Origin of the sequence: Actinoplanes sp. NPDC051513 (assembly GCF_044454685.1) — a bacterium.
Taxonomy (GTDB): Bacteria; Actinomycetota; Actinomycetes; order Mycobacteriales; family Micromonosporaceae; genus Actinoplanes.
The window spans coordinates 324164-345161 of record NZ_JBITDW010000007.1 but is presented as its reverse complement, the minus strand read 5'-3'; the positions used below and the strand labels follow the sequence as shown (position 1 = coordinate 345161).

The following is a 20998-nucleotide window of genomic DNA, read 5'->3' as shown; positions in this document are numbered from 1 at the left end:
AGCCCTTAACGACCGTTAGGAACTTAACGAGCGTTAGGGTAGCGCACTCTGTCGAGGGTCGACAACGACGGACGGGAGCCCCCGCAGGCTGCGGAGACTCCCGTCCGTTTTCTTGCTGCCGGTGCCGTGGAGGGGCACCGGTCCTACCCGACGCCTCCTGGCGTCGCACGGGTCGCGCCCGGGACGGCGCTACCCGGTCCTACCTCGCTGTCGCCTCCGTTCAGCGCAGCGTGTTGAGCAGGCCCAGCTTGCCGAGGCCCGAGGTGTCCGAGACGCTGCTGACGGCCTCGGTCAGGTCGGCGACCGGCGAGCCCTGGGCGGCCTCGCGGCCACCCATGGAGTCGCTGCCCGAGCCCGCGGCGTCGTCCTGGACATCGCCGTACGCGTCGTCGCCCTGGTCGTCCGCGACGTCGTCGCCGTAGCCGTTCGAGGCCGGCTTGGTGTCGCCGTAGCCGTTCGACGCCGGCTTGGTGTCGCCGTAGCCGTTGTCGTCGGCGCCGTTGTCGCCCAGGTAGTCGCCGCCGTCGCCGCCGTTGTCACCGGCGTTCTGGCCGTGGCCGTGACCGTTGCCGTGGCCGTGGCCGTTGCCGTGGCCGTGGTCGTCGCCGTCCCAGCCCCAGTCGTCGTCGATGCCGCCGAGGTCGTTCACGCAGCCGGCCGTGGAGCTGGCCGCGCCGAGGATACCGAGCGAGTTGCCGCAGACGTTGATCGGCACGTTGATCGGGATGCCGATCTGGGTGCCGTTCAGGATCCCGTTGTTGACGCCGGTGGCCTGGACGAAGTCGTCGCCGTGGCCCGACTCGTTCTTCGAGACCGCGCGGGTGCCGGCGGCGCCCGCGACGGCGACCGCGTTGCCGGAGAGGTTCACCGGCAGGCTGATCGGCGCGAGCAGCTGGGTGCCGTTCGCGATGCCGTTGTTGACGCCGGTGATCTGGCGGGCGCCACCCGCGGCCTTGCCGCTCTCCTTCTTCCAGAAGCCGCCCGAGTGGCCGCCCAGGTTGTTGGCGCAGAGAGCCTGCGAGTAGGCGCCGCCGAGCAGGGCGATCGAGTTGCCGCAGACGTTGATCGGGATGTCGATCGGCGCGTAGATCTGCGTGCCGTTGAGGATGCCGTTGTTGGCGCCGGTGATCTGGCTGTCGCCGCCCCAGCCACCCTCGGTGGTGTGGGCGCTCTCGGCCTGGCGGCCGTGGATGTTGTTGGCGCCGACGCCGGTGGCGTTGGCGACACCGAGCGCGGCGATCGAGTTGCCGACGACGTTCACCGGCACGTTGATCGGCAGGTACACCTGGGTGCCGTTGAGGATGCCGTTGTTGACCCCGGTGGCCTGAACGGCGCGCGGGCCACGGCGGCGTCCCTCGGTGGTCTGGGCGCTCTCGAGGTCGTTGACCCCGACGCCCTGCGCGTTCGCGATGCCGAGGATGCCCAGCGCGTTGCCGACGACGTTCACCGGAACCCGCACCGGCACGGCGATCTGCGTGCCGTTGAGGATCCCGTTGTTGGCGCCGGTGGTCTGGCGAATGCCGCCGTTGTCGGCGTGCGCGGCGCCCGGGGCGAACAGCAGGGCGCCAGCGGCCAGGACACCGACGCTCAGAGTCTTGCGAACCCAAGTCTTCATGCGAAGAAGTGCCTTTCAGAAATGTTTCGGCAAATGGTGTGACATATTCAGTTAAAGGTGTTCGGTACTGCATTTCGGGCGCAGCGGTGCCCTGGCTCTTTTGTTCTTGCCCTGACTCCGCTTGTCGACATGCGCCCCTGTTGGCGCTTCGGTGCGGTTGCGTGTGATTCAGGCGTCGTGCGATTCGCCGCTTGTTCGCAAGCGGTTGGGGAATCGAGCCGGAACGCGGACACCGAAGCCGGTGCCGGCCGGTTGCCGGCGTCGGACGGACCGCCGGACGCCATCACTCAGTCAGGTGAGACGGTCGGCGCCTCGGCGTCGTGACGCCGGACCTCGACGTCGGACACGATCGGCAGCGGATGGCAGGCCATCGCACTGCTCACGATCGCGGCCGGCAGGAAGGCCGCGGAGCCACCTTCCGTCCGTGTCCCCGACCCGGTGGTCGGGGTACCGCTGACGTCCCCGAGGTGCAGCTGCAGTGGTGCGGCCGGTCCGTCACCGGACGGTCCGTCACCGGACGGCCATTCCTCGTCGGCCGTGTCCCAGTCGGTTACCGCCGTACGGGCGGCGCCCCGGTGGGTGAGATGGTGCGAGGCGGCCTTGGCGTGCCGGAGCACGGCGTGTGCTGTTCCGCTACCGACGCCCGGTTCGGCGGATGGCGTGGAGAAGCCAAGCCCTTGCGGGGCCGGGCCGCTACCGGCGCCTGGTCCCGCGGACGGCACGGTTGACCCGTGCCCTTCCTGGGCCGTTGGCTCGGTCGGCCGCTGTGCCGGCGCAACCGCCGGCCGCTGGGGCCCGTCGCCCGCCGGACGTGCGTCCGGAACGGCGACGACGGCGTCGGTCACGGTGGCGATGATGCGTTGCGGGGCGAGGTCTGGTCCGCCGGTGAGGCGGAGTGGGCCGGCGACCTCCCGCAGGACCGTGGCGACCCCACCGACGGTGGTGTCCACTGTGGTCCCGGTGTGGCCGTGGGTGACCTCGCTGATCGCTTCCACGGGACGGGTGAGCACCCGGTGTGGAACGTCGAGGATGTCGGCCACGACGTGGTGCCTGTGGGCCGGGACGGCCTCCGGCGGCTGGGCGGCCGCCGTCAGGAGTCCGGTGACCGGCGCGGTGGCGTCGCCGTCGATGACCGCGCCGAGCAACGAGCCGTCGGGCTCGTCGGCTCGGTCCGCGGCGTGGGCGGCGGCGCCGGTGAGCAGCCAGGCCGCACCGGCCAGGCCACCGATGACGAGCAGGCGCAGGCCCCACCGGCTCCGGCGCCGCTCCGCCCCCTGGATGTGAGGCGGCAAGGGCGCGGACGCTGCGGCGGGGGACACGGACGGCAGCGGGTACGCCGCGCGCGCGAAACGCTCGACTCCCATCCCCGTCATCGGTCCCGCCCCTCGTCGTCGACTTTCGACCGGTGGCGGATCCGCCGGGATTCCGGCGACATCGGCCACTCGTTATTGGTAACGAAGCGGCCGAGCGTGGGTCACGCGGACAAATAGGAAAAATGATCGCGCGACGATGCGGGAGAAATCACACCAATCTCGTACGGGGTCCCGCGCGCAAGACGCCCGAGGGAAGGGTGCGGCCGAGGAGTTTTTCGGCCATCTCGGCCGTCTCGATCAGGCGGTCGAGGTCAATTCCGGTGTCGATGCCCATGTCGTGCAGCATGTGGACGACCTCCTCGGTCGCCACGTTGCCGGAGGCGCCCGGGGCGTACGGGCAGCCGCCGATCCCGCCGACGCTCGCGTCGAACTCGGTCACCCCGAGGTCGAGTGCGGTGAGGATGTTCGCGAGCCCCGTCCCCCTCGTGTTGTGGAAGTGCAGCAGGTCGGGGAGTACGGCCGAAAGAAGATCACGCACCCGGCGCGGAGTCGCCATGCCGGTCGTGTCGCCGAAGGCGATGCGGTCCGCGCCGTCGGCACGAACGCGAGCCACGATGCCGGCCACCCGGTCGGGGTCGATGTCGCCCTCGAACGGGCAGCCGAAACTGGTCGCCACGATCACCTCGAGGGTGGCGCCGGCCTCGTGGACCAGCGGTATCAGCGCCGCGATGTCGTCGACCGATTCCTCTGTGGACCGGTTGAGGTTGCGGCGGTTGTGCGTGTCGCTCGCCGAGACCACGACCTCGATCTCGCGGAATCCCGCCGCGATCGCGCGCTGCGCGCCTTTCGTATTCGGGATGAGGGCGGAATACCGGATATCCGGATTTTTCGTTACTCGTCGCCATACATCGTCGGCGTCCGCCATCTGCGGGATCGCCTTCGGATGAACGAATGACACTGCCTCGATCCGCCGCACGCCCGTCTCGCCGAGCGCGTCGATCAGCCGGACCTTGGACTCGGTCGGAATCGGCTCCTCGTTCTGGAGGCCGTCGCGGGGCGCAACCTCACGAATGCTGACAGACCTCACAAAGATCACCTCATCCGGGAAATGATGCCGGTGTCGTAGTCGCCGGAGAGGAACTCCTCGTTCTCCAGCAGCTCGGCGAAGAACGGCAGGTTGTTCTTGGGGCCGGCGATCTCGAACCCGGCCACCGCGGCGCGCGCCTTGGCGATCGCGTCGGGCCGGTCGGCGCCGAAGACGATCAGCTTCGCCATCAGCGAGTCGTAGAACGGGGTGACCGTGGTCCCCTCGGCGTAACCGGAGTCGACACGTACGCCCTCGCCGGTCGGCTCGACCCAGGTCGCGACCTTGCCGGGGCCCGGAAGGAAGCGCTTCGGGTCCTCCGCGTTGATCCGCAGCTCGATCGCGTGGCCATTTGTCGTTATTTCCTGGAATGTTGGAGCGAGTCCGGACGCGATCCGCAACTGCTCCTCGACCAGGTCGAGGCCGTGGATCAGCTCGGTGATCGGGTGCTCGACCTGAAGACGCGTATTCATCTCGAGGAAGAAGAACTCGCCGGTCGCCGGGTCGAGCAGGCACTCGACCGTGCCCGCGTTGCGGTAGCCCACCGCTTCGCCGGCCTTGATCGCAGCGGCCCGGAAACGCTCGCGCAGAGCGGCGTCGACCGCCGGGGACGGCGCCTCCTCGACCAGTTTCTGGTTGCGGCGCTGCACCGAGCACTCCCGCTCGCTCAGCGCGACCACGCGGCCGTCGGCGAGACCGAGGATCTGCACCTCGACGTGGCGCACCCGGGGAAAGTACCGCTCGATCAGCACCGAGCCGTCGCCGAACATCCGCTCGGCGAACGCACGGACCTTGTCGTACTCGGTGCGCAGCCCGCTGTCGTCGGTGGCGACCGCCATGCCCATGCCCCCGCCGCCCGACGCGGCCTTGACCATCACCGGATAACCGATCGTGGTGGCGGCCTCGACCGCCTCCTCGACGGTGGCGGCCGGGTCGTGCGTTCCCGGCGCGACCGGCACGCCGGCCTCGGCCATCAGGTTGCGGGCGTTGATCTTGTCGCCCATCGCGGCGATCGCGGCGGCCGGCGGGCCGACCCAGATGAGGCCGTGCGCCTCGACCGCGCGGGCGAAGTCGGCGTTCTCGCTGAGAAAGCCGTAGCCGGGATGGATGGCCTGGGCGCCGGTCGACTTCGCGGCGGCCAGGATCGCATCGGCGTTGCGATAGCTCTGGGGGGCGCCGATGCACAGCGCCTCGTCCGCCTCGGCGACGAAGGGCAGGCCGGCATCCGCCTCCGAGTAGACGGCAATCGTGCGTACGCCCAGCCGTTTGGCGGTTTTGATCACGCGGCGGGCGATCTCGCCCCGGTTTGCGACAAGCAGTGACTCAATCATGGAGACCCTTCTGGCGTCCTCGCGGAGCGTGTGCGGTGGCACGGCCCGACAAGATCGGCTCAGCCCAGCTTGTGGCCGGCTTCGCCCTATTTTGTGCTATTCAGTGGCCAGTCTCGCGCTATTCAGTGGCCTGTGAGGGCGTGCATGGTGGCATCGCGCAGCAGGGCGGCCCGGCGGCGGCGGTCGACCTCGCCGCCCAGGAACGGCGTCGAGTTCATCAGGCCGAACGCCGAGTGGGCCAGCACCCGCGCCTCGGCGGCCTCGAGCTCGGGCCGCAGCTTGCCCAGCACGACGACCCACTCCTCGACGTAGAGGCGCTGGAGGCGGCGGATCTGCCGGCGCGGCTCGTCGGGAAGGCGGTCGAGCTCGTGCAGGTGCAGGGCGATGACCGCCGGATTGGCCAGCGCGAACTCGACGTGGAAGTCGATCAGATCGGCCAGCGCCGCGCCGGCGTCGTCGGGATGCCCGGCGACCCGGGCCTTGCCGCCGTGCAGCAAGTTTTCGCTGACCGGGATCAGCGCGGCCACCAGCATCGCCTCTTTGCCGCGGAAGTGGTGGTAGAGCGCCGGGCCGGTGACTCCCGCGGCCGAGCCGATGTCGTCCATCGAGACGCCGTGATAGCCGCGGGCCGCGAACAGGCCCATGGCGATCTCGAGGATCTCGTCGCGCCGCGACCTCCGCCGGGGTGCGGGCGGCCCCGATCGCTGCTGCTGATCAACCGTAGTCACGTGGCAACTTTAACCCGCTGTCAAGCAGACGCCTTAACGGGCGTTCAGGATTTGCCAAGCTCCTGCCGAATCTCCTCCCATACTGTCTCGGCGACTTCCCGTCCCGGAGCGTCCGGGGCCATCGCGGCGAGAAGCGGTCCCAGCAAATTCTCGGCCTCGGCCGCCCGGCCCGTGCGCAGCAGCGCCTCGGCGTACATCCCGTCGAGGTGGTCGGCGTCGTCGGTCGCGCCGATCGCGCGCAGCGGCTCGGCGGCGTCGCGCACGTGCGGCAGCGCGTCGGCCCACCGCTCGCGGGCCATCAGCACCCGGCCCGCCTCCCACATGGTCATGCCGTGGTGCCAGATCGCCTCGGGCTCGGCCGCCGCCTCGGCGGGCAGGCCGGCCCAGCGGAGCTCGGCCAGCTTGATCGTCTCTTCCGCGGCCCCGAGATCGTCGGCGAAGTGCAGCGCCGCGATCCGGCGACGCAGCAGGCGCAGCTCGCCGACCAGATCGCCGACCTCGTGCAGCGTGCTCGCCGCGGCGCCGAACGCCTCGGCCGCGTCGGCGTCCCGGTCGAGGTCGAACAGCAGCCCGCCGGCCTCCTCGCCCATCTGGGCGCGGCCCCACGGGTTGTCGGTGAGCCGCTCGATCAGCTCGCGGTAGCGGGCCAGGGCGGCGTCGTTGTCGCCGAGCACCTGATATTGCTTCGCCAACAGGTATCGGGTGTTGGAGCCGGCGTGCTCGTTGCCGGCCCGGTCGAAGAGCAGCACCGCCTCCTCGGCCACCTCGGCGGCGTCGACCGGCCGCTCGGCCTGCGCGTATGCCTCGGCCAGCTCGTACCGCGCGAACGCGCCACCGTCGTCGATCCCCCGCTCGGCGCAGAGCGCCACCGCCTCGGTCAGGTCGACGATCGCTTCGTCGGGCCGTTCCAGCTGCCTGAGCGCGTGGCCGCGCCCGACCCGGGCCGGCAGAGCGTGGTCGGCGTCGCCGGTTCCGATCGCGATGCCGAACAGCTCGGCCTGCTCGGCCGGGTCGTTCACGGCGTGCCCGAGAACGATGGCCGCCTCGGCCAGGCGGCGGGCCGGGCCGTGCTCCCGGTAATAGGCGAAGCCCTGCCGGGCCGCGGCAAGCGCCTCCTCATCTCGGTCGGCGGCCGCCCGGTTGCGGGCCCGCAGCAACGCGTGCCCGGCGATCAGCCGCTCGTCGCCGCTCTCCCGCGCGTACGCATCGGCGCGGTCACCGGCCTCGTTCGCCTCGGCCACCTCCTGCCTCACCATGTGCAGCACGGACAGCCGTCCCCACGCGGCCGCACGTTCCCGCGCGTCGCCGTGCTCCTCCTGGTGGGCGACGTTGGCGCGGATCGGCTCGTCGCCGCCTTCGTCACTCTCGCCACCGAACGCCCTTTCCAGGGCGATCTTGGAGCGCAGCGAGGACGCCTCGCCGGCCGCGCCCGCGGCGGCGAAGAGGTCGGCCGCTCGCGTCCACAACTGCAGTGCGCCGTCGCGGTCGGCCGGCCGCGCGCGGTTGCCGGCCAGCCCGGCACGACGAGCGGCCAGCAGCGGATCGTCCCATGCGGAGAATCGCGCGTCGAGGGCGTCCATGGCCGCGGCGAAGGCGGCGTCACGGTCGGCGCGGTGGTGCTCCTCCGCCAGGTCGAGCAGCTCCTCGGCGCCGAGCTGATCGGGAATCTCGGGCGCGGGTTCGGCGGGGGCGGCGACTGGCGCGGTGCGGGTCTGCCGGGCAGCCGGGTCGAGGATCAGATCGACCCCGAACGGCTCGGCGACGAGCTGCTCGGCGACCCAGGCGCCCTGCGCGGCGGTGCCGTTGCGGGCGTCGAACCGTGCCGCTATTCCGGTCGCCATCGCGGCCAGCTCGTCGGCGAGCTCGGCGGCCGGGATGTCGTCGCGATCCTTGCGCCGCACCATCAGGTCGCCGTGGCCCAGAGCGGTGATCCGGCGCAACACGTACGCGCCGTTGGTCGCGAAGCTCATCGCCGTGTACGGCGACGGCGCCTTGCCGAGCCAGTCGATGTGGCGCTGCAGAATCTCGAAGCCGCGGTGCTCGTTGCCGGTACGCGCGCAGAAGACGGCGTGCCAGCCGATGTCCCCGAGGTCGGCCAGCCTCGAACGGTGCGCCCGATAGGCCCTGCGGTGCGCGTCGACCGCCTCGGCCAGCCGCCCGGTCATCAGGTAGGGCTCCATCAGCTCGCTGAGGATGCTCTGCGGCTGCTCGTTGCAGGACAGCTCGCCGGCCAGCACCGGCTCGGCCAGCGCCACCGACTCCTCGAACCGGCCGCGGCGGTTGAGGTAGACCAGCACGGTCGTCGGGTCGCAGCCGGCGCAGTCGGACAGGTCGTCGCGCGGCGCCGCCTGCCAGCGCTCGAACCACTCGTCCTCCCGAGCGGTGTCGCCGAGGTGGCGGGCGACCAGGGCGCGCCGCTTGTACACGGCCTGGAGGCTGTGCCCACCCTCGCGGTAGCGGCGTTCCATGTCTTCCAGCACGCCGTAGGCCCGGTCGAGCGGCACCTCGGGGAAGCGGGTCAGGCCGGACACCATGGCCTTGAAGTCCCACAGCAGGGTGCGCGCCCAGCGCTGGTGATGCGGGCCGGGATTCTTGTCGAAGTCGGCGACGCACCAGGCGAAGGTGGGGAACGCCTTGACCGGCTCGCCGCCGTAGATGTAGGCCGAGGTCGCCAGCATGCGGGTGGTGAACGCCAGGTCGGGGTCGCCGATCGCCTCGACGTGCCGCAGCACCTCCTCGATCAGCGCGATCTTGGCCGCGCCGTACGGCAGGTCGCCGGACTGGCGCAGCCGGTCCCACAGCTCGTCGGTCGACTTCATCGCTCACTCCCGGGGACGGCGCGGTCGAGCAGGCCCAGCATCGACGAGGTCAGCAATGCCGCGTCGGCTGGTCGGATCGGGTGGTGACCGAGCATCAGGGCCTGGCCGTAGAGCGACTCGACCGCGAGTCCGGCCAGGTCGGGGTCGCCGATCGCGGTGATGCGGCGCACCAAGGGATTGCGTGCGTTGAGCACCAGTTGCGGGCGGTCGGGCGGCGCCGTGGTGGCCAGCGCGTCGAGCACGCCGCCCCAGATGTCGTCGGCGCGGTCGCGGCTCGCGGTGAGCTCGTCGTGGAACGCGGCGGCGCGGCTGACCAGATAGAGAGCCGGGAGCGTGGCCGGCTCGTACGCGCGGATCACCACCTCGCAGCCGAGCCGGTCGAGGCGTCGTTGCACGGCCGTCAGGAACGGGCGCAGCCGCAGCTCGGCCTCGGTGTCCAGGCCGGTGAAGCGGGTGGCCAGGTCGGAGGGCTCGAGCCGCTCGGCACGGATCTCGCGATCCACTGTGGCCAGTCGTTCGATGATCTCGGTGTCGTAGACGTAGCCGCCGTTGACCAGGCCGACGTCCTGCGCGGCGGCGACGGCGGCGAGCTGGCGGAACTCGTCGGGGGTCGCCGCGTACCGGATCAGGCCGTGCCGCTCGCGGAACTCGGCCAGCGTGACCTGGCCCATGTTGGTCTCCATGGGGTACCACTGATCGACGATGCTCAGCATCTCGTCGTCGTGCAGGGCGAGCGCCTTGACCCCGAGATGGTGCACGCTCAGGAACCGGCTCAGTTTGCGCGGATCGGTCGTGGCCAGCCGCACCAGCCAGCCGCGCAGCTGATCGGCGATCGCGTCGCGGGTCTCGCCGAGCAGGCCGTCGTCGTAGAGCGCCTCACGGCTCGCCGTCGGCCGCAGCTCGGTGCTGTCGACCACGCAGCGGGCGAAGAACGCCCACTCGGGCAGCAGCCCTTCGACGCTCTCGGCCAGCAGCATGCGCTTGAGATAGACCCGGTGGCCGCCGCGCATCGCGGGATTGACCGGGGTGGGCAGCACGAACGCCGCGCCCTTCAGGCCGGCCTGCGGAACGTCGAGCTCGACGATGTCGAAGGGGACAAAGCCGAAGACCTTCTCCGCGTACGCGAAGAGCGCCGCTCGCCCCGATTCCCACGGAACCGCGTCGGCCGTCACCCGCTGGTCGTCCACCTCGACGGTCACCGGGAGCAGCGATCCGTAGAGCTCGGCGAGCTCGCGTACGGTCGTACCCGAAAGCAGATGCTTGGCGCCGCGGCGCGGCAGCAGGGTGACCGTGGTTCCCGGCTCGCGCTCGTCGCCCGGGCGCACCTCGTAGCGGCCGTCGGAGTAGCCGGTCCAGAGCACCGGCTCGGCGCCGGCCCGCCGGGTGTGCACGCGGATCTCGTCGGCCACCAGGAAGCACGAGAGCAGACCGATGCCGAACTGGCCGAGGAACTCGTGGCGCGCGAAGCCCAGCTCGTCGCGTTTCGAGCTGCGGCCGATCGTGGCCAGCAGCTCGTGCACCTGCGCCTCGGTGAGCCCGATGCCGTTGTCGGTGATCCGCAGCTCGTCGGAGCCGGTGGTGATGCGGATGCTTTTGGACTCGAGCGCGCCGGTCGCGGTGATCGCGTCGACCGCGTTCTGCAACAGCTCGCGGACGTAGACGCGTGGGCTCGCGTAGAGGTGGTGACTGAGCAGATCGACGATGCCCCGAAGATCGACCTGGAACGTGTTGCTCACGGGCGAGAAAGCTACCGGGTACCCCCGACAGTTTTCTCGCCCCCGTCCAACCACCCCGCCCACCGCCTCAACCGGACGGAAGGCTTCCTGTGATCAGCTCATGCCGCCCGGCTCGGGGCCCTTGGCGATCGGCGCCCGCACCAGGTTGCCCCACTCGGTCCAGGAGCCGTCGTAGTTGCGGACCTGCGGATAGCCGAGCAGGTGGTGCAGCACGAACCAGGTGTGGCTGGACCGCTCGCCGATCCGGCAGTAGGCGATGATGTCGTCGGCCGAGTCGAGGCCGAGCTCGTCGTGGTAGATCTTGGTGAGTTCGTCGGCCAGCTTGAACGAGCCGTCCTCGTTCGCCGCCGACTTCCACGGCTTGCTCAACGCGCCCGGAATGTGCCCGCCGCGCAGCGCGCCCTCCTGCGGGTATGCCGCCATGTGCGTGAGCTCGCCCGTGTACTCCTGCGGGGAGCGGACGTCGACCAGCGGCCGACCGGTCGCGATGTGGCCCATGACCTGGTCGCGGAAGGCGCGGATCTCGGCGTCGTTGCGTACGGGCACCGGGTATTCCGCTCGCGGGCGCTCGGTCTTCTCCCTGGTCACCGGGCGGCCTTCGGCCACCCACTTCTGCCGGCCGCCGTCGAGCAGGCGGACGTCGCGGTGGCCGAAGAGGCTGAAGACCCAGAGGGCGTACGCGGCCCACCAGTTGAAGTTGTCGCCGTAGAAGACGATCGTGTCGTCCCGCCCGATGCCCTTGGCCTCGCACATGGCTGCGAACGCGGCGGGGTCGAGGTAGTCGCGGGTGATCTGGTCGTTGAGCTCGAGGTGCCAGTCGACCTTGACCGCGCCCGGGATGTGCCCGGTGTCGTAGAGCAGCACGTCCTCGTCCGACTCCACGACCACGAGGCCGGGCGTGTCGAGGTTGGCGGCCAGCCACTCGGTGGTGACCAGTTTGTCGGGGTGCGCGTACGCCTGCAGAGCGGGCGCCGGATCGTTCGCAACGGACATGCTGTTCACGCTAGCCCTTGAGCGCTCACTCCATGGGCGCCAATGCCGGACGCTTGGCTGTGATGCTGTCGCCACTCGAGTGGCCGCGCAGGTGCCGGCCCATCCAGGGCACCAGGTGCGCGCGGGCCCAGCGCAGGTCGGCGCCGCGGGCCAGCAGCCACGGGGTCGGCTCGGGGGCCGGCGGCACCAGCATCCACTCGTCCTCGACGCCGACGCCGAGCGCGCTCAGCACGTGCGCGGCGACCCGCCGGTGGCCGGCCGCGGACAGGTGCAGGCGGTCGGGCGCCCACATGTGCGGGTGGTGGAACTTGTCGTCGCCGAACAGGTCGATCACGTACGCGCCGTACTTCTCGCCGAGCATGGCGGCGCCGTCGTTGAGCACGGCCGCCCGCGGGCTGATGATCCGCTGCCCGGGCAGGTGGGCGCTGACGTCGGCGAACCGGAAGAGGATCACGTCGGCGCCGGCGTTCCGCAGCTTCGCGACCATGGGATCCATGCGGGCGACCAGCGCATGCGGGTCGACCCGGGGACGCAGCGCGTCGTTGCCGCCACCGGCGAAGCTGACCAGTCCCGGGCGCATCGCCAGGGTCGGCTCGAGCTGTTCGTCGATGATCTGCTCGAGCAGACGGCCGCGGATCGCGAGGTTCGCGTAGCCGAACTCGGGGCCGGAGTCGACCGCGAGCCGGGCCGCGACCAGGTCGGCCCAGCCACGGAAGGTGCCGTCGGGATATCTGTCGTCCAAGCCCTCGGTGAAGCTGTCCCCCATCGCCACGAAGCTGTGCCAGGCCATCGGCCGTCCCCCTTAACGTACCTTCACCTGTAGATGACAGTTAGCTTTACTCCTAACCGAGGACCACCGCAGCGTGACGCTGGCGACACACGCGTTATCCGGTGGCCTGTGTCGGACCCCCTCAATACGCTGCTCGACATGCTGCTGAGAATGTCCACCTTGCTGCTCAAGACCCTGCGTGAGGAGCCGGCGGACGCGGAGGTGCCGAGCCATCGGCTGCTGCTGCGCGCCGGATTCATCCGGCGCGCCGCCCCGGGTGGCTACACCTGGCTCCCGCTCGGCAAGCTCGTCCTCGACCGGGTGACCGCCGTCGTGCGCGACGAGATGATCGCGATCGGCGGGCAGGAGGTGTCGTTCCCGGCGCTGCTCCCGCGCGAGCCCTACGACATCAGCAACCGCTGGACCGAGTACGGCGACGACCTCTTCACGCTGCGGGACCGGCGCGGTGGCGACTATCTGCTCGCCCCGACGCACGAGGAGATGTTCACCCTGCTGGTGCAGGACATGACCAGCTCCTATCGCGACTTTCCGCGGTTGCTGTTCCAGGTGCAGGCGAAGTTCCGTGACGAGGCGCGGCCGCGGGCCGGCCTGCTGCGCGGACGCGAGTTCCTGATGAAGGACGCGTATTCGTTCGACCTCACCGACGAGGGGCTTTCCGACGCGTACGCATCGGTCCGCGCCGCCTACCAGCGCATCTTCGACCGGCTCGGCCTCGCGCACACGATCGTCGCCGCCATGTCCGGCGCCATGGGCGGCTCGGCCTCCGAAGAGTTCCTGGCCACCTCCGATGTGGGCGAGGACACATTCGTCGGGTGCACATCGTGCTCCTACGCGGCCAACACCGAGGCGGTCGTCACCCCCGTTCCGTCGGTTGTCGCCGCGGCGGCCGGCCCGCTCTCCGTGCACGACACCCCGTCGACGCCGACGATCGCGTCGCTGGTCGAGCTGGCCAACACCCGCGCGCTGGAGGGCCGCACCGACTGGACGGCGGCCGACACCCTGAAGAACGTCGTCGTGACCGTGCGGCAGCCCGGCGGCGACGAGGAGCTGCTGGTCATCGGCGTGCCCGGCGACCGCGAGGTCGACCTCAAGCGCCTCGACGCCGCGCTCGCCCCCGCCACCGCCACTCTCTTCGACGACTTCGCGTCCCGGCCCGACCTGGTCAAGGGCTACATCGGCCCGCAGGGCATCAAGGCGCGCTACCTGGCCGACCCGCGGGTAGCGCCCGGAACGGCCTGGCTGACCGGCGCCAACGAGGCCGGCAAACACGCCACCAACGTGGTCGCCGGCCGTGACTTCACCCCGGACGGCACGATCGAGGCGGCGGAGGTGCGGGCCGGCGACCCCTGCCATTTGTGCCACGGCACCCTCACGGTCCGGCGGGGCATCGAGATCGGGCACGTCTTCCAGCTCGGCCGCAAGTACACCGACGCGTTCAAGGTCGACGTGCTCGGGGCGGACGGCAAGCCGGTGCGCCCGACCATGGGCTCGTACGGAATCGGGGTCTCGCGGGCGGTCGCGGCGATCGCCGAGCAGCACCACGACGACCGCGGCCTGCTCTGGCCCGACGAGGTCGCGCCGGCCGACGTCCACGTGGTCGCGGCCGGAAAAGACGGCCAGGTGGAGGCCGCTCTCGAGCTCGCCGCGCGGCTGGTCGCCGAGGGACTGCGGGTGCTGGTCGACGACCGGCCTCAGCTCTCGGCCGGGGTCAAGTTCACCGACGCCGAGTTGATCGGCGTCGCCCGCTCGGTGGTGGTCGGGCGCCGGCTCGCCGAGAGCGTCGTGGAATTCCGCGATCGGCGCAGCGGCGAACGATCCGAGGTGGCGTTGGTCGACGTACCACGTGTAATCAGGATGCACTCGGGTAACTGAAGTCTCATAACGGGAGGTATCACCATGGCCAAGACGTCGGTCGGCGAGGTGATGACGAGGCGCGTCGTCTACCTGCCCGAGGGCACGATGCTCGACGAAGCAGCCCAGGCGATGCGCGATCAGAGCATCGGCGACGTGGTCGTGACCAGCGGGCCGACCATGGTGGGCGTGGTCACCGACCGCGACATCGTGATCCGGGCGATCGCCGAGAATCTGCCGCCCAAGCAGACCACGCTCGGCTCGATCGTCTCGCATGAGCTGATCATGGTGGAGCAGTCCGCCACTGTGGACGAGGCCGTCCAGGCGATGCGCCAGCGCGGCGTGCGGCGGCTGCTGGTCTGCGACGCCGACCGCAAGGTCGTCGGAATCATCAGCCTCAGTGACGTGGCCCTCCTGCCGACCTCGGCGCTCGCCTGACCGGCCCCGGGCCGACGTAGGGTCGTTGTCGTGACCGACATGCCCCCGAAGCTGGCCGAGATCGTCGACGAGTTCGCGTCGGCGCCGCGCGACGTCGTCCTCGAGATGCTGCTCGAGTTCGCCGACGCGATGCCGCCGCTGCCGGCCGACCTGGCCGGGCACGACGGCATGGAGCAGGTGCCCGAGTGCCAGACCCAGTTCTTCCTCAAGGCGGTCGTCGAGCCGGACCACACGGTGACGACGTGGTTCGACTGCCCGCCCGAGGCGCCGACGACCCGGGCCTTCGCCGGCGTCCTGGCCGAAGGGCTCGAGGGCGCCTCGACGACCGAGATCCTCGCGGTACCGGATGATCTTTACGCTCGGATGGGGCTGGCGCAGGCGATCAGCCCGCTGCGCATCCGCGGCGGGTCGGCGATCCTCGCCCGGCTCAAGAGGCAGGTCGCGGCTCAGGTCTAGGAGTGATCGTGGATATTCAGGTCTGGTCCGACGTCGTCTGCCCGTGGTGCTACCTCGGCAAGACCCGGTTCGAGAAGGCGCTCGCGTCGTTTGCCGGCGACGTGACCGTCACCTACCGGGCATACCAACTCGACGCCGCACCCGTGCCGCGGCCGGTGCGCACGAAGGACGCGCTTGCCGCCAAGTTCGGCGGTCACGAGCGCGCCGACCAGATGTTCGCGCACGTCACCGCGGTTGCCGCCGGCGACGGCCTGCACCTCGACTTCGACCGTGCGATCGCGGCCAACACCTTCGACGCGCATCGGCTGATCGCCTGGGCGGCCGGCCAGGACAGGCAGGCCGATATGCTCGACGCCCTCCAGCGCGCGCACTTCACCGACGGCATCGACATCGGCTCGCGGCAGGCGCTAGCCCAGGTGGCCGGCTCGATCGGGCTCGACCGCGGCGCCGCGTTCGCCTACCTGTCGTCGCCCGCGGGCACCGAGGCGGTGAACGCCGACCTCGCCGAGGCGCGCGAGCTCGGCATCACCAGCGTGCCGACCTTCGTCATCGACGGGAAGTACGCGATCCAGGGCGCGCAGGAGCCGGCCACCATCCTGGCCGCCTTGGAGGAGATCGCCCGCCGCGAGACGATCGACGTGGTCGATATCGGTCAATGAGGTTTCACGTGGAACCACATCGACCTAGATCTCTCGGGCCAGCCCCTCGATCACCTCGGCGCCCGGGAGCGCACCCAGGGCCGGGCCGGCCACGGCGATCTTGCTGTGCCGCACGCCCGAGCCGACGATCACGTGCGGCGTGGCGGCCACCCGGGCGTCGACCAGGATCGGCCAGTCGGCGGGCAGCCCGATCGGCGTGATGCCGCCGTACTCCATCCCGGTCAGCCGGACCGCCTCGTCCATCGGCGCGAAGCTGCACTTGCGGACGTCCAGGTGGCGGCGGACCACGCCGTTCACGTCGGCGCGGGTGGTGGCGAGGACGATGCATGCCGCGTACTTGGTCACCCCGCCGCGCGAGCCCGCCACGATCACGCAGTTCGCCGAGACGTCCAGGCCCACCTCGTAGGCCTCGCAGAACGCGGCGGTGTCGGCCAGGTCGGGGTCGATCGGCGCGACCAGCACCTGGTCGACGTCGACCGGCGCCTCGTCCGGCCACACCGCCAGCGCCTCGGCCACCGTCGTGGCCACCAGGTCGGGGCGGGAGCGGGCGGGTTCGAGCTTGAGGGTTCCCATCACGCCGCCATCCTCGCTCAATACTTGGTGGCCAGGTAGTCCCGCCACGATCGAGTTCCGGTCGGGGTGGCGGCGGTGGTCTGCGCGCCGGCCCGGATCGCCCGGGACATGCCGTCGGGGATGCGCAGGCGGTCATGCCGTCCGGACGATCGACGCATCGCGAACGTGACGTGCCCTCGATCACTAAGCCTGGGGCTGATCCTGCCGACTGTCAGGGGTTGTGGAGGACCGTCGCAGTGCTCGGATCGGGACCGTCAGCGGTCTCGCGCTGCTGGCCGGAGGCACCGCGGTCGCGGCCATCGCCGGCGGCTCGCACTCGATCTTCGCGACGATCCTGCTCGGCCTGCTCGCGCTCGGCATGAGCCATTCGTTGCTGGTCGAGATCCGCCGGCAGGCCCGCCGCTGGGCGCCGGGCGGCTGGGGCCGGGCCGACACGGTCAACGCGGTCCTGCTGGGCTGCTGGGCCGAGGCCGCGCTGATCCTCACGATCCTCGAGGCCGGGCCCGTCCCGGTGCGGGTGGTGGGCGGGTTGCTCGCCGCCGCGTACGCCGGGAGCTGCGTCTATTTCGTCACCGAGCGGCGGCGGGCGCTCGCCGCCCGGGTCACCACCGAGCTCGAGGGGGAAGCTCTCGAAGACAGGGTCCCGGCGCGGCCCAGTCTTTGATCTACTGTCGCGGTGCGTCGTCGATCACTCGCTTTTCTGCTCGCCACGGGCGCCCTCGCAGCTTGTAGTCCGCGCCGTTCCGGCACACCCGCCGCCGCTGCGACCCCGCGCGCCGCGGTCGCCGACGACTACTGGTGGTTCGCGCTCGAGCCCGACTTCAGCAAGGGTTTCTGCTTCACCTGGATCAAGGAGCTCACCCCGCAACAGGTGCTCACCCGCCTGCACGGCAAGGAGCTCGAGCGGATCACCTGGCCGCAGCTGGTCGGCGCCGGCGACGGGCCGACCGGGGTCGGCGACCGGTACTACATCGGCGTCACCCGGGTCGAGGGGTGGACGCTGATCGTCGAGGACAACGGCGACCTCGGGGTGAACGAGCAGCTGGTGCGCCCGCTCTCGAAGGGCACCACCGTCGTGGCCCACCGTCGCGGCGCCGATGCGCGCGGCCGCTTCCTGCTGCTCCAGGATGGCGCGATCGAGATCGATCTCGACCCGATGGCGCCCGCCGAGGCGGCCGGCAGCCGGGCCGCGGAGCTCGCCCCGACGCTCGCATCGGTGGGTTTCGGCGTCGGGGACGACCCGGCGCGACCGATGGAGGCGGCGTTCGCGCTCACCGAGCGGCTGACCGGCACGGAGATGACCCGCGAGCTGCTGCGCACCAACACGTACCTGTTCTCGGTCGTCGTCCGCCCGCCGGAATGAAAGAGTCAATAGCCGTTCGGTTGTTGCATTCGAGATCGGCCGGGTCCAACATTCACCTGTGACGATGCGTTCCTCCGAGTTGCTGAGCATCGGCGAGGCGGCGATTCTGCTCCGCTCTTCGCGGCAGCAGGTCGTCGATCTCTGCGCGCGTGGCCTGCTGCCGTACGTCACCGACGGCGCTCATCGACGCCTGCGCCGCGCCGACGTCGAGGCCCTCATCCGGCCCGCGCTCACCCGCGAACAGCTCGAGCAGCTCTGGCTGCACCGCGCGATCGCCGGCAAGTTCGTATCGAACCCGGCGGCGCTGCTGGCGGCCGCGTCGATCACCCTGCGGCGGCTTCGCCGGTTGCACGCCAAGGGCCATTCCTGGGAATGGCTCGACCGCTGGCAGGCCGTGATCGACAGCGGCGCGGAGGCGGTCCTCGACGCGCTGACCTCCTCGGCCGAGTACGCGATCGAATTGCGTGGCACGTCGCCGTTCACCGGCATATTGTCCGAAGTAGAGAGAACGACCGTACTCGATGCGCTGGCCGAGAGCCGGCGTGATCGCGCACGTCAGATGCCCATGGAGAAGCTCGAGCGAGTGCTACGCGCAGTGTGAGTCGTCGATCACAAAGCTACAAAAGGACCTTATGAAAATTGCGGCGTCGGGCGGATAGTGGATCAGTTCAACCCCCTGCTGTCAGTGCCGAAGCCTGCAGCAAACCCCGGCCGCGCCGATGCGATCTCGCAGCGCGACTGGCTGCGCCTCCGGGAGGTTCCCATGCCGACCATCACCCCCCACTCGACCGTCGCGACCAGGCTCAGCAGCCTCCTCGAGACCGTCCTGCAGATGCCGATGCCGATACGGATCAGAGCCTGGGACGGCTCGACCGCAGGCCCGGCCGACGCACCCACGATGATCATTCGCCACAAGCGCGCGATGCGCCGGTTCATGTGGCAGCCCAACGAGCTCGGCCTGGCCCGCGCCTTCGTGGCCGGCGAGATCGACCTCGACGGCGACCTGTACGACGCGCTGAACCGCCTGCAGGCGCTGGTCTGGCGCGCGCCCGACGTCAAGGACCTGCCGTTCCACACGGTCGCCGCCGATCTCGTACGCCTCGGCGTGCTCGGCACCCAGCCCAAGCCGCCGCCGGAGGAGATGCAAGTCACCGGCGCCCGGCACAGCAAGCGCCGGGACCGGCAAGCGGTCAGCCAGCACTACGACGTGGGCAACGACTTCTACCGGATCGTGCTCGGCGAGAGCATGGTCTACTCCTGCGCGTACTGGACCTCGGACGCGCCCGGCTACGGTCTGGCCGACGCGCAGCGCGACAAGCTCGACCTGATCTGCCGCAAGCTCGACCTCAAGCCCGGCATGCGGCTGCTCGACGTGGGTTGCGGCTGGGGAAGCCTCGCCATGCACGCGGCCCGCGAGTACGGGGTGCAGGTGCTCGGCATCACGCTCTCCGGCGAGCAGGCCGACTTTGCCCGCAAGGCGGTCGCCGAGGCCGGCCTCACCGACCAGGTCGAGATCCGCATCCAGGACTACCGCGATCTCGACGACGGCCCCTTCGACGCGATCTCCAGCGTCGGCATGGCCGAGCACGTCGGCACCGGACCGTACAAGGAGTACGCCGAGATCCTGCACGCCCAGCTCAAGCCGGGCGGGCGCCTGCTCAACCACCAGATCTCCCGCCTGCACCTCGCCCCGAAGCAGCCGCACCAGGCGCGCAGCTTCATTGACGCGTACGTCTTCCCCGACGGCGAGCTCGCTCCGATCGGCACGACGGTCACCCTCCTCGAGGAGGCCGGCTTCGAGGTGCGCGACGTGCACGCCCTTCGCGAGCACTACGCGAGGACGCTGCGCGCGTGGGTGGCAAACCTGGAGTCCGACTGGTCCACGGCGGTCGCTCTGACCAGTCCCGGCCGGGCGCGCGTCTGGCGCCTCTACATGGCCGCTTCGGCGCTCGCCTTCGAGCAGGCTCGCATCGGCGTGAATCAGGTTCTGGCCGTCAAGACCCACCGCAATGGCGCCGGCGACATGCCCGCCACCCGCGCCGCTTTCGCGTTCTGACCCCATAGCCGCCGTGGTGCTCCGTCACCTGCCCCGATGGGGCGCCACGGCCCAACTCTCTCTCCCGGGCCGCCGACGACGGTCAGGCCGGGAGCACGACGATCATCGGGGGAATCGGGACTCCGTGCGGAGACTCGATCGGAAGCTCGGGCGCCGGAAGCCAGTCAAGCCCGAGGGGCTCGGGCCCGATGCCGTCGTCATGGCCGAGGCGCGGCTCGCCGTCGGCGACAGTCACCGAGAACACCGAGGTCATGCCCGACGGGTAGGGCATCTCCAGAACGTGGCGTGCGGCCGAGACCACCAGCCCCGTTTCTTCGAAGACCTCCCGGCGCAGAGCCTCCTCAAGCGTTTCGCCCGGCTCGACCCCACCGCCCGGAAGGGTCCACCACTCACCGCCACCGGACCGCCGGCTCCGCTCGTGCACCATCAGCACACGGCCGTTCCGCACGATCACAGCGGCGGCCCGTTTTCGCTCATCCACGACCCGCAGGCTAACCGCTGCCCGAAGATTGTGCTCAATGCTGTGGATAACTTCCGGAGCTATCCCCCGTAATCGACACGTCACCGCCCGATTTGGACGGTTACCCTCGCACGTTTGGCGGTTACCCCTCGCACGCGGGGCTTCCGGGGGCTCGGCCCCGGAGCAGATATAACGAATCCTCCTGGTCCGCGCTCTCTGCGGACAGGAGGATTCGAAGGATTGGTGGAGCCCAGGGGACTTGAACCCCTAACCCCCGCCTTGCAAAGGCGGTGCTCTGCCAGTTGAGCTAGGGCCCCCGATCTACACCAAGCTATCGCAGATCAGGCGCGGTAGTAGCCTCGTGCCACAGCGCCCGCTCGTCACTGGAGGCCTTGACCTTCTTGACGACGAGGGCAGCAACCCCCACGATGCCGGCAACAATCAGGAGCTTCTTCAGCACAGCTGACTCCCCAGAAAGCGTTAAGCGTAAGCAGATAGCCCACCGCAACCACCACAGATCGCGGGGTTTCCGGGGGCTCGGCCCCCGGAATAGATATGACGAGCGACCCAGGTCCGCGCTTTCCGCGGACAGGGGACCCCCGTCGCTCGTGGGGCTAGCTGGAATCGAACCAGCGACCTCAGAGTTATCAGCTCTGCGCTCTAACCGACTGAGCTATAGCCCCGCGCGATTGCGACACCGAAGGTTACCGCACCGGGTCGCGGGCCACCAAAA

At 70.3% G+C, this 20998-nt stretch carries 21 protein-coding genes and 2 tRNA genes; 8 read left to right on the top strand and 15 right to left on the bottom strand.

Going from position 1 to position 20998, the window contains the following annotated elements:
* Positions 1-220 precede the first annotated feature (220 nt).
* The 9 genes from ACIA5D_RS24600 to ACIA5D_RS24560 all read right to left on the bottom strand — a co-directional run bounded on the left by ACIA5D_RS24600 (position 221) and on the right by ACIA5D_RS24560 (position 12409).
* Complete coding sequence (locus ACIA5D_RS24600; protein ID WP_396032497.1) at positions 221-1615, bottom strand: chaplin family protein; 1395 nt, start codon at positions 1613-1615, stop codon at positions 221-223.
* Between the two features lie 287 nt (positions 1616-1902).
* A complete protein-coding gene (locus ACIA5D_RS24595; protein ID WP_396032496.1) occupies positions 1903-2988 on the bottom strand; it encodes a hypothetical protein in 1086 nt (361 codons plus the stop codon).
* 148 nt (positions 2989-3136) lie between these two features.
* On the bottom strand, positions 3137-4015 hold the full coding sequence (locus ACIA5D_RS24590; protein WP_396032495.1) for a hydroxymethylglutaryl-CoA lyase: 879 nt from the start codon (positions 4013-4015) through the stop codon (positions 3137-3139).
* 5 nt (positions 4016-4020) lie between these two features.
* The gene (locus tag ACIA5D_RS24585; RefSeq protein WP_396032494.1) at positions 4021-5343 is read right to left on the bottom strand and encodes an acetyl/propionyl/methylcrotonyl-CoA carboxylase subunit alpha; all 1323 of its coding nucleotides are present in this window, start codon (positions 5341-5343) and stop codon (positions 4021-4023) included.
* A 122-nt stretch (positions 5344-5465) separates the two neighbouring features.
* Positions 5466-6071, bottom strand: coding sequence for a TetR/AcrR family transcriptional regulator (locus ACIA5D_RS24580; protein ID WP_396032493.1), 606 nt, complete (start codon positions 6069-6071; stop codon positions 5466-5468).
* Between the two features lie 44 nt (positions 6072-6115).
* A complete protein-coding gene (locus tag ACIA5D_RS24575; RefSeq protein ID WP_396032492.1) occupies positions 6116-8890 on the bottom strand; it encodes a tetratricopeptide repeat protein in 2775 nt (924 codons plus the stop codon).
* Positions 8887-10626: an HSP90 family protein gene (locus ACIA5D_RS24570; RefSeq protein WP_396032491.1), complete on the bottom strand. Its 1740-nt coding sequence runs from the start codon at positions 10624-10626 to the stop codon at positions 8887-8889. The genes ACIA5D_RS24575 and ACIA5D_RS24570 overlap by 4 nt, the downstream gene beginning before the upstream one ends.
* A gap of 93 nt (positions 10627-10719) precedes the next feature.
* The gene (locus ACIA5D_RS24565) at positions 10720-11619 is read right to left on the bottom strand and encodes a sulfurtransferase (protein ID WP_396032490.1); all 900 of its coding nucleotides are present in this window, start codon (positions 11617-11619) and stop codon (positions 10720-10722) included.
* A 25-nt stretch (positions 11620-11644) separates the two neighbouring features.
* Positions 11645-12409, bottom strand: coding sequence for an SGNH/GDSL hydrolase family protein (locus ACIA5D_RS24560; protein WP_396032489.1), 765 nt, complete (start codon positions 12407-12409; stop codon positions 11645-11647).
* A 138-nt stretch (positions 12410-12547) separates the two neighbouring features.
* On the opposite strand from ACIA5D_RS24560, the gene ACIA5D_RS24555 reads away from it, so the two are divergent.
* From ACIA5D_RS24555 to ACIA5D_RS24540, 4 genes are read left to right on the top strand one after another with little or no spacing between them, the layout of a single operon-like run.
* On the top strand, positions 12548-14281 hold the full coding sequence (locus tag ACIA5D_RS24555) for a proline--tRNA ligase (protein ID WP_396032488.1): 1734 nt from the start codon (positions 12548-12550) through the stop codon (positions 14279-14281).
* A 24-nt stretch (positions 14282-14305) separates the two neighbouring features.
* A complete protein-coding gene (locus tag ACIA5D_RS24550; RefSeq protein WP_396032487.1) occupies positions 14306-14698 on the top strand; it encodes a CBS domain-containing protein in 393 nt (130 codons plus the stop codon).
* A 30-nt stretch (positions 14699-14728) separates the two neighbouring features.
* Positions 14729-15154, top strand: a complete 426-nt coding sequence (locus ACIA5D_RS24545; RefSeq protein ID WP_396032486.1) for a SufE family protein — start codon at positions 14729-14731, stop codon at positions 15152-15154.
* 8 nt (positions 15155-15162) lie between these two features.
* Positions 15163-15813, top strand: coding sequence for a DsbA family protein (locus ACIA5D_RS24540; protein WP_396032485.1), 651 nt, complete (start codon positions 15163-15165; stop codon positions 15811-15813).
* Positions 15814-15837: 24 nt separating this feature from the next.
* Here the strand turns inward: ACIA5D_RS24540 and ACIA5D_RS24535 are convergent, their stop codons facing one another.
* Positions 15838-16386 carry a YbaK/EbsC family protein gene (locus ACIA5D_RS24535; RefSeq protein WP_396032630.1) on the bottom strand — a complete coding sequence of 183 codons (549 nt, stop codon included), beginning with the start codon at positions 16384-16386 and terminating at the stop codon, positions 15838-15840.
* A gap of 17 nt (positions 16387-16403) precedes the next feature.
* Positions 16404-16544 carry a hypothetical protein gene (locus ACIA5D_RS24530; RefSeq protein ID WP_396032484.1) on the bottom strand — a complete coding sequence of 47 codons (141 nt, stop codon included), beginning with the start codon at positions 16542-16544 and terminating at the stop codon, positions 16404-16406.
* Positions 16545-16606: 62 nt separating this feature from the next.
* Between ACIA5D_RS24530 and ACIA5D_RS24525 the strand changes: the two genes are divergently transcribed.
* The 4 genes from ACIA5D_RS24525 to ACIA5D_RS24510 all read left to right on the top strand — a co-directional run bounded on the left by ACIA5D_RS24525 (position 16607) and on the right by ACIA5D_RS24510 (position 19805).
* Positions 16607-17050 carry a hypothetical protein gene (locus tag ACIA5D_RS24525; protein ID WP_396032483.1) on the top strand — a complete coding sequence of 148 codons (444 nt, stop codon included), beginning with the start codon at positions 16607-16609 and terminating at the stop codon, positions 17048-17050.
* 12 nt (positions 17051-17062) lie between these two features.
* Positions 17063-17749: a DUF6461 domain-containing protein gene (locus ACIA5D_RS24520; protein WP_396032482.1), complete on the top strand. Its 687-nt coding sequence runs from the start codon at positions 17063-17065 to the stop codon at positions 17747-17749.
* Positions 17750-17828: 79 nt separating this feature from the next.
* The gene (locus ACIA5D_RS24515) at positions 17829-18350 is read left to right on the top strand and encodes a helix-turn-helix domain-containing protein (protein ID WP_396032481.1); all 522 of its coding nucleotides are present in this window, start codon (positions 17829-17831) and stop codon (positions 18348-18350) included.
* Positions 18351-18512: 162 nt separating this feature from the next.
* Positions 18513-19805: a class I SAM-dependent methyltransferase gene (locus ACIA5D_RS24510; RefSeq protein WP_396032480.1), complete on the top strand. Its 1293-nt coding sequence runs from the start codon at positions 18513-18515 to the stop codon at positions 19803-19805.
* An 82-nt stretch (positions 19806-19887) separates the two neighbouring features.
* Here the strand turns inward: ACIA5D_RS24510 and ACIA5D_RS24505 are convergent, their stop codons facing one another.
* The 4 genes from ACIA5D_RS24505 to ACIA5D_RS24490 all read right to left on the bottom strand — a co-directional run bounded on the left by ACIA5D_RS24505 (position 19888) and on the right by ACIA5D_RS24490 (position 20948).
* Positions 19888-20286, bottom strand: coding sequence for an NUDIX domain-containing protein (locus ACIA5D_RS24505; protein ID WP_396032479.1), 399 nt, complete (start codon positions 20284-20286; stop codon positions 19888-19890).
* Positions 20287-20506: 220 nt separating this feature from the next.
* A tRNA-Ala gene (locus tag ACIA5D_RS24500) sits at positions 20507-20582 on the bottom strand.
* Between the two features lie 14 nt (positions 20583-20596).
* The gene (locus ACIA5D_RS24495; RefSeq protein ID WP_211268820.1) at positions 20597-20725 is read right to left on the bottom strand and encodes a DLW-39 family protein; all 129 of its coding nucleotides are present in this window, start codon (positions 20723-20725) and stop codon (positions 20597-20599) included.
* Between the two features lie 149 nt (positions 20726-20874).
* Positions 20875-20948 (bottom strand) — tRNA-Ile (locus ACIA5D_RS24490).
* Positions 20949-20998: the final 50 nt, after the last annotated feature.